Genomic DNA, 7,774 nt, shown 5'->3' on the forward strand with positions numbered 1-7,774 from the left:
TCCGGTTCAGGTCCCGGACCGCGCTGATCACATGGGTGGAATCGGTGCGCGCCCGGCCCCCGGCTCCGATCAGGCCCCGCTCACGGCAGGCCTCCACGAGCCGGTCGAAGATCACCCGTTCCAGAGCGTGGTCTGCGAGGCGGGTCCGGAACCGGGACAGCACGGTCGCATCGAAGCCCGTGTCGGTCAGTTCCGCGCCGAGGGCGTACTTCCAGTCGATCGCGCGGACCGCCATCGCCGCGGCCTGGCGGTCGGTCAGGTTCTCGGTGAACTGCAGCACCGTGACCAGCGACAGCACCGCCGGTGACAGTCCCGGCGCACCACGGCGGCCGAACGCCTCGATGAACGACTCATCGACGAACACCTCCGCGAGGYGGTCCCGTAGCCGCATCRCCAGCGTCCCCCGTGGGAACGCCGCCCGCGCGACCGCCACGGTCTGCGCCGGGATCTCAGGCAGCCCCTTCGGCTGCAACGACATCTGCCCCACCTCCCATGGYCCGTGAGGCGACCCGGACCGCAGAGGAGATCATGCCGCACCCACGGCACCCCGCCGAATTAAGCAGCAGAGTCGTCGGTGTGCTCAAAGCGATCGCCGTTCCCGCCCGGCTGCGGCTGCTGTCGATGATCTATGCGCGGGAGGGTGGTGAGGCGTGCGTCTGCGAACTGACCGAGCCGCTCGGGCTGACCCAGCCGACCGTCAGCCACCACCTGAAGGTTCTTGTCGCCGCCGGTCTGATCAGCCGGGAGAAGCGTGGCGTGTGGGCCTACTACCGACTCGTGCCCGGAGCGCTGCCCGCGCTAGCCACGGTCTTCGCTCCGGCCGCCGCTCCAGACGCCGAGTGAGACGACTACCGAGTGAGACGACCGCCGGGCGGGACCTGCGCATCGCGGCCGGCGGTGGTCAGAGGGGCCAGCAGCGGTCAGACATCCCATGGTTTTCGTTGTCAAGCGGCGACGTCGAGTGTTGCTTTCTGTGTCCATGCGGTTGCCTCACTGTAGGGGGTGTGGGTCTTGAGGCAGCCGTGCAGGATTCCGACGAGCCGGTTGCCGAGCTGGCGCAGCGCGGCGTGGTGCGACGTGCCGCGCGCGCGGATCGCGTCGTAGTACGACCGGGCGCCCGGGGATGCGCTCAGGGCCGAGAGCGCCTGCTGATGTAGCGCGTCGGCGAGCCGGTTGTTGCGTGCGTAGCGGGCCAGGACCGTCTTCTTCTTCCCGGAGGCGCGGGTGATCGGGCTCGTGCCGGCGTAGTTCTTCCGTGCCTTCGCGTCGGCGTAGCGCGTCGGGTCGTCACCGAACTCGGCGAGCACCCGGGCCGCGAGGACCGGTCCCAGGCCGGGCTGGGACAGCAGGATCTTCGCGTCCGGGTGCTGGTCAAAATGGTCCGCGACCTGCTCCTCGAGCCGGGCGATCTCGCCGTTGAGGGCTGCGAGCAGCCCGGCCTGGGCGCGCACGACCGCGGCGTAGGCGGTGGTCGCCGCCGGCGTGACGGGCAGCTGCTCGGCCCGCAGCGCCGCCCGGATCGCGGCCGCCCTCTCGGGGATCTTCCGCCGGCGGGCGTGCCTGAGCGCGGCGCTGATCTGCGCAACGGTCAGCCTCGCGGCCTCGGCCGGCGACGGCGCCTTCGCGAGAAGCTCCAGCGCGTCAGGGGTATCGAGGTCGTCGAACGCGGCCAGCGCGGCCGGGAAGAACTCCAGGAGCGCCGAGCGCAGCCGCTGGGTCTGGCGGGTCCGGTCCCAGATCAGGTTCTGATGCGTCCGCGCCACGATCTTCACCGCCTCGGCGGTGTCACTGTCCCCAGCGACCGGCCGCAGCTGGTGACGGTCCGTACGGACCATGTCCGCCAGGCTGTGCGCGTCGCCGGCGTCGCTCTTGGCACCCGACGTCGAGTACCGCTCCCGGTACCGCGCCGCCTGCAACGGGTTCACCGCGATCACCTGGTAGCCCGCCGCGACGAGCACCCGCACCCACGGGCCGCGGTCGGTCTCGATCCCGACCACGACCTGCTCCGGGCCGGCGTCCTCGGCCAGGTGCCGCCCGATCAGCGCGTGCAGCCGGGCGATCCCGGCCACGCCCTCCGGCAGCCGGCCCTTCGCCAGTCGCCGACCCGTCTCGTCCTGCACCTCCACATCGTGGTGGTCCTGCGCCCAGTCGTCACCGACGAACAGCATCCGGGTCTCCCGTCTCTCGGCACCAGGTCCGGCAGCCTCCAGGAGATCCACCACACCCTAATGGTCAAGTGCTCACGCCACGATCAGCGGGCACGACATCCCATCTATGGTCCGCTCTCCCGACCACCGGCAGGGGCACGGTCTGACCTTAGGACTCGTCCTGCGTCCAGGGGCCTCGAGTGCTCACCTGCTGGCGGCTACCGGAACCGAGCCTGCCTCACGGCTGCCCGGTATGTCCCATTAGGGGCCAGCAGCGGTCAGGGGCCAGCAGCGGTCAGGGGAGCCAGGAGACGGTGGCGCAGCCGAGCTGATGCCGGATGGGGCCGTCGGGCCCGGCGTTCGTGGCGTAGGCGCACACCGTGTGCGGGACGGCGCTCGTGATGACGGTGGTCTCGAAGCCGTGGTCGGGGCCGGCGTCGGGGTAGAAGCGGGCGACGTCCGGTCGGGAGGTGTCCGCGGTGGCGGTGGTGGCGGTGGTGGCGTCGAGAGTGACCGTGACGATGAGGGGGTCGGCGGGGTCGTCGGGGTCGTAGGTCCAGCCGGCGACGCGGACGCTGCTCCAGCCGGCGGTGATCCACGGGTTGGGCGTCGCGAGGTCGAGGTAGCCGAGGGGCGTGTGGTCGACGGCGGGCGCGTCCACGGTCGCGGTGGCGCAGCCGAGGCTCCGCCGGTGGAAGGAGCCGAGCGGGCCGATGTTCACCGCGGCGGTGCAGACGGTGTGGGTGCCGGGTGCGGCGGCCACGGTGGTGTCGAAGCCGTGGTCGGGGCCGGCGCCCGGGTGGGCCCGGGCGACGTCGGGACGGGAGCGGTCGGCGACGACACTGGCGGTGGCGACGTCGTCCAGAATGATCGTTACGGCCAGGGGGTGGGTGAGGTCCCCCGGGTCGATGGTCCAGCCGGCGACGCGGATGCCGGCGGGGGATGCGTCGGCGAGATCGAGAAAGCCGAACGGCGGCGCATCGTCCCCATCGGGACAGGTTTTCTCGGTTTTCCTGATCTTCCCCGTCTTCCCCACGTCGCTGGACCCGGCCGTCGGGCAGGCGCCGGCCACGGCGGATCCGGCYAGGCCGACGCCGATCAGGACGGTGGTGAGAGCGAGGATGCTGATCATCGCGACGGCGGTACGTACGGGCGTTCGATGCGGCGCGATGGCGATGATCGTCACCCTCTCCCCTCACGCTCAAGGTGTGAACTGAAAGTAGCATCTCCATTGCTATCGGTCGACAACCGTGAAGGTTTTGTTGCATGTTGCATCCACGTCGCCGCCATGCGCATTCTGCGGGTGCGGTGTCCGTACGGCCATGGAGCGGTGGGGCGGCGACTGGACCCGGCTCGCCGACCGCCGCTGTTACCAGACCTGGATCAGCCAGCTCGGTCTGGCGGGGGACCCGTGGACCGGTCGCGGGACCGGATAGCCGAGAAAGCCTGCCGCGATCGTGCGCCCGCTCCCCGACTCGGCGGCCAGCCGAACCGGGAGAACGGTTCCGCCCGCAGATGCAGACGGATGATCTCCCTGCTGTACGCCAGGGTGTCGGCCGGCAGATCGTCCGGTGGGTGCCAGGCGAGGGCGGAGCAGGTGGCTGGCTCCCGATTGGTGGGCTCGCCGCTCCACCGCGACACCAGGAAGCCGAAACCGATACGAGCGTCGCTGTCCGGCGGAAGGGCATGCGTGATACCCGCGAAAGCGACATCCTCGGGTTCGACCCCGATACCGAGCTCCTCGTCGAGCTCCCGGATCACCGCGGTCACGACGTCCTCGGCGGGCTCGATCCGTCCGCTGGGCAGCGCCCAGCAGCCGCTTCCGTAGATGCCTCCCGCGCGTTTCGTCAGGAGCAGGCGGCCGTCCCGTATCAGTAGCGCAAGAACGTCGACCGGGGTCCGGTGTTCGTGCCGCATGATCCTCCTCGTGCTCTTCTTCCCGCGGACCGACTCGAGGCCCGTGACCGGGAAACGTAGCGCGCAGGGCCCCGTCCTTCAGAGCGAAGATTCAGCAGGGATTCGGCTGGCGCTCAGCGGCAGGGTGGCCCTGTTCCGCACATGCGCATCCTGGTGGCGGATGACGACCGGAGTCTGGTGGCGCGACTGCGGGCGCTGCTGCGCCGTGGTGGTGGGGAACGCCCGGTCGTCCTGGCGGCTGGCGACCTCCGGCTCGACCCGCGTCGCACCGGGCCTGGCGGGGTGAGTCACCGGTCGAGCCGACGCCACGGCAGTTCTCCCTCCTGGAGTTCCTGACGCGCCGTCCCCGTCCCATACCGACCGGTGGGTAGGGCGGTGGCACGGGACGGGGACGGTAACCATCCCGGCTACATCCTCGTCTGCCGGCCAGCCGCCAAGGCTGGATGGTCACCATCCAGCAAGCCGATCCTACAGAACCGAGGACGCCTCACCGCCGGACACGCCGAGGCGGTTCAGGCATTTTTCCGGGAGATTCCTCGCGCCTTGGCACTATAGGGCTTGGTGGAGCTGAAGAGTATGTTCCCGACCGTGTTACGGTGGGCGAGGGTGTTCTATTCTGCAAGAAGATTAAGGATAGATTTCTTGGTGTGGAATCAGGACTTTTCAAGCTAGCAGGCTTAGCACTTTAGTTGGAGTCCAAGAATGAGTTGTGCTGTAGCCAGGATATATATGCTTTCTATTATTAGCCTGTTCTTGCTAGGCTTCCTAGCTGTTAGCTTTTTTGCCTACGGCGTCGAGCCTGGGCGGAATCTCAAGGAGACGCCCTCGTTTCTGAAGGAACGTACAACTCGATACATGGACATAGGTGATACACGGCTCCACTATCTGAAGCAAGGCGCTGGTAGACCTGTCATTCTCCTGCATRGCGGTGGCRCCTGRCTGTATTCTTTCCGGAAGAACATCGATGAACTTGCCCGGGAGCATACTGTGTATGCCCTGGATATGCCCGGGCATGGTTTCACCACCTACCAGGATCCTGCTACGCTCACCTTGGCCGGATTCGCGACGCTCCTGAAAGATTTTTTGGCAAAGCAAGGAATTGTCCAGGCTGATTTTATTGGGAGTTCATGGGGTGGCGGTTGGGCGCTTTATTTTGCCGAGGTTTACCCTGATGAGGTCGGCAGGATAGTGCTCATTGATGCTACGGGGACGGCGGAGATCGCGGCTCACGACGGGAGCTCCTGGAAGTACCTGTCGTATCCGCTGGTAGGCGAGTTGCTCGTACACTTCTTTTCTTTTGGCAACGTCAGGAAGGATATACACGAAAATCTCTTCAGCAACCCATCGGCCGTATCTGACGCGGAGATTCGCCAGATATATATTCCTATCACTTATTCTCGCAACCTCAAAGCTCAGTACATCCTGCAACGTAATTTGAACTGGAGCGAAGTCGACCGGCATCTCGAAAAGGTACACAACGAGACTCTTGTGATCTGGGGCAAGGATGATCGTTACATACCAATAAAATTTGGCCAGAATCTTGAGGCAAGGCTTCCAAACGCCCGCTTCGTCTCCATAGAAAATGCCGGCCACCTACCGCATGAAGAGCAGCCGGAAAGGGTCAACGCACTCTTGTTGAAATTTCTTCAATAATGGCGCATCCTGCAAGGAAGTGTCAACTCCGGTATGCCGTGTCGGGCGTGTCCTGGCCTGGCCGGTAAATCTTAGTGTCATGCGGGATACGGCGGTGTCACGCGGGATACGGAATGGTTATGGAATGGCGCCGTCTACCTCACGCCGGCCCGTCCGGGGCGGCGGCGCGGCGCCGTAGGGAGGGCAGCCACCAGTTGTACTTCCCGGCTATCAGGAGTGTGGCGGGCGCCAGGACGAGCCTGATCAGCGTGGCGTCGAGCAGCACCGCGACGCTGAGGCCGAAGCCATACTCGCGCAGCATCAACGTTGACGAGAGCATCATCGTCCCCAGTGTTCCCGCCATAACCAGGCCGGCAGCGGTGATTACCCGGCCGGTGTCCACGATAGCTGTCGTCACCGCGTCGGCGTCACTGCTTCCCTGCCGGGTTATTTCTCGGATCCGGGTTATCAAAAAGATTTCGTAGTCCATGCCGAGACCCATCATGAGGATCACCAGGAAGATTGGTAGGTCGTTGATGACGGGTTCATCGAGCCAGCCGGCGAAGACCGCGAGCGTGGCGCCGAGTGCCCAAATGTTGCTGAGMGCGATCGTCAGGATCAGCCGGATCGGGACCAGGATGGATCGTAATGCGAAGGTCAGCAGCACTATGACGCCGGCGCACACAAAGGCGATCATCTTCCAGAAGGACGATGTCAGCGCCGCATCGTATTCTTGGTCGATGACGGTGGCACCACCGACCTGAGCGTTGTCGATGGTACTGTCGGCGACCAGCGTGGTCAGCGTCCGGATCGTCGACCTCGCCTGCTCCGACAGTGGGTCCCCAGCCAGCACGATGGACAGCCGCAGGGCGCCGTCCGGGGCCAGAAAGTCCTGTCGGACGTTTTGTGGTAGCGCCGACGTGTCCTCCCAGGACAGCTTCGTGCCCGTGGGGCGGGACAGGCTCGAAACGGAGACCACGCCGGGAGTGCGGGCGATCGCGTCGCTTAGGCTGTCCAGTCGCTGCCAGCCGGCAAGGGTGAGAGTGTCGCCTCGGTGACCGTTGTCGCCGATGTCACCGACGACGGTCGTCGGCTGCAGCAGGCCGGGTTGCCAGTGTTCGGCGATAAGGTTGTAGCCGCGGCGGGCGTCTGTGTCCGGGCTCAGCGCGACCGGGTCGGAGGTCAGCCGGTGGGATCCCAGGAGGACAATGATGGGGATCGTCGCCAGCACGAACACCGCGACGACGGCGACGGGTGCCCGTCGCGGCAGCACGGCCAGCCGTCGCAGCAGGTTGGTCAGCCAGCCCTTGGACTCCATATCCGTGAGCGGCCGGACACCGAGCAGGAAGAATTTGTCGCCCAGCAGAACCAGCAGCGCCGGTGTGATCGTCAGTGCGGCCAGCAGCATCACCGGGATGCCCGCGAGCCCCCCATAGCCGAGCGGCGGGATCCAGTCGACCGGTGAGAGCAGGGTTGCGGCGAACGCGAGGATGACGGTGCTTCCCGCGAGGGCAATGCTTTTACCGGCGTGGATGGTGGCGTTGACGACGGCTTCTTTCGGGTCGCGGCCAGCCAGGCGTTCCTGCCGATATCTGGAGGACAGCAACATGCTGTAGTCGACGCCAGCACCGAGCATGACGAAGGTCATGATTGTCGTGGTGAACTGGGTTAGTTCCACCTGGCTGCCGACGGCGTACAGCCATGCCTGGCTGATCGTCATGGCGAGCCCGATCATCGTCAGGGTGAGGACTGCCGGAACGACGGCACGGAAGAACAGCAGCAGAACGATGATGATGATGATGTAAGCCCAGGGTGACCCGCAAAGTCATTTATGCAGGTCAGCGGGGTTGTCGAGAGTGAGGATGGCCAGGAGCAGGGCGTTGTCGTGTCGGATTCTGCGGATGGTCGGGGCGATGCGGTTATGGCCAGCGAGGCGAATCAGCCCGATGATCAGGTTACGGAGTGTGGTCATGATGCGGGGCAGTGGGCCGGTCCGAACCCGCGAGGCATCCTCACGGAACGTCACATCGCGCACCCAGTGGACCTTGTTCTCGATCGTCCAATGCCCTCGGGCGTAG

7 protein-coding genes and 2 pseudogenes are annotated in these 7,774 nt (G+C 65.9%); 3 read left to right on the top strand and 6 right to left on the bottom strand.

What is annotated here, in order from left to right; genetic code table 11:
* Positions 1–478, bottom strand: a 478-nt coding sequence (locus tag KBI5_RS23010; protein WP_133057129.1) for a transposase, incomplete at its 3' end; no start/stop codon positions are given.
* Positions 479–528: 50 nt separating this feature from the next.
* Here KBI5_RS23010 and KBI5_RS23015 point away from each other — a divergent pair.
* Positions 529–843 (top strand): metalloregulator ArsR/SmtB family transcription factor, encoded by a 315-nt coding sequence (locus KBI5_RS23015; RefSeq protein ID WP_241883133.1) that lies wholly within the window; start codon positions 529–531, stop codon positions 841–843.
* A gap of 101 nt (positions 844–944) precedes the next feature.
* Here the strand turns inward: KBI5_RS23015 and KBI5_RS23020 are convergent, their stop codons facing one another.
* The 3 genes from KBI5_RS23020 to KBI5_RS23030 form a co-directional block, all read right to left on the bottom strand.
* Positions 945–2,168, bottom strand: coding sequence for an IS110 family transposase (locus KBI5_RS23020; RefSeq protein ID WP_085016445.1), 1,224 nt, complete (start codon positions 2,166–2,168; stop codon positions 945–947).
* Between the two features lie 274 nt (positions 2,169–2,442).
* Positions 2,443–3,333 carry a hypothetical protein gene (locus KBI5_RS23025; protein WP_011437623.1) on the bottom strand — a complete coding sequence of 297 codons (891 nt, stop codon included), beginning with the start codon at positions 3,331–3,333 and terminating at the stop codon, positions 2,443–2,445.
* 197 nt (positions 3,334–3,530) lie between these two features.
* Entirely contained in the window at positions 3,531–4,064 is a 534-nt protein-coding gene (locus tag KBI5_RS23030) for an NUDIX domain-containing protein (RefSeq protein ID WP_011437622.1), read from the bottom strand.
* Between the two features lie 174 nt (positions 4,065–4,238).
* Between KBI5_RS23030 and KBI5_RS25710 the strand changes: the two are divergent.
* Both KBI5_RS25710 and KBI5_RS23040 read left to right on the top strand, forming a co-directional pair.
* Positions 4,239–4,411 (top strand): annotated as a pseudogene (locus tag KBI5_RS25710) (response regulator transcription factor); the annotation flags it as partial.
* Positions 4,412–4,793: 382 nt separating this feature from the next.
* Positions 4,794–5,717, top strand: coding sequence for an alpha/beta hydrolase (locus tag KBI5_RS23040; protein ID WP_157902577.1), 924 nt, complete (start codon positions 4,794–4,796; stop codon positions 5,715–5,717).
* 139 nt (positions 5,718–5,856) lie between these two features.
* Here KBI5_RS23040 and KBI5_RS23045 read toward each other — a convergent pair whose 3' ends face one another.
* Complete coding sequence (locus KBI5_RS23045) at positions 5,857–7,497, bottom strand: MMPL family transporter (protein ID WP_347272534.1); 1,641 nt, start codon at positions 7,495–7,497, stop codon at positions 5,857–5,859.
* Positions 7,498–7,521: 24 nt separating this feature from the next.
* Positions 7,522–7,774 (bottom strand): annotated as a pseudogene (locus KBI5_RS23050) (ISAs1 family transposase); the annotation flags it as partial.

It is taken from the genome of Frankia sp. KB5 (assembly GCF_002099325.1).
In the GTDB taxonomy this organism is placed as follows: Bacteria; Actinomycetota; Actinomycetes; order Frankiales; family Frankiaceae; genus Frankia; species Frankia casuarinae.

Coding starts and splice junctions, on each gene's coding strand:
- KBI5_RS23015 (WP_241883133.1), top strand. CDS start 529: ATGCCGCACCCACGGCACCCCGCCGAATTAAGCAGCAGAGTCGTCGGT.
- KBI5_RS23020 (WP_085016445.1), bottom strand. CDS start 2,168: ATGCTGTTCGTCGGTGACGACTGGGCGCAGGACCACCACGATGTGGAG.
- KBI5_RS23030 (WP_011437622.1), bottom strand. CDS start 4,064: ATGCGGCACGAACACCGGACCCCGGTCGACGTTCTTGCGCTACTGATA.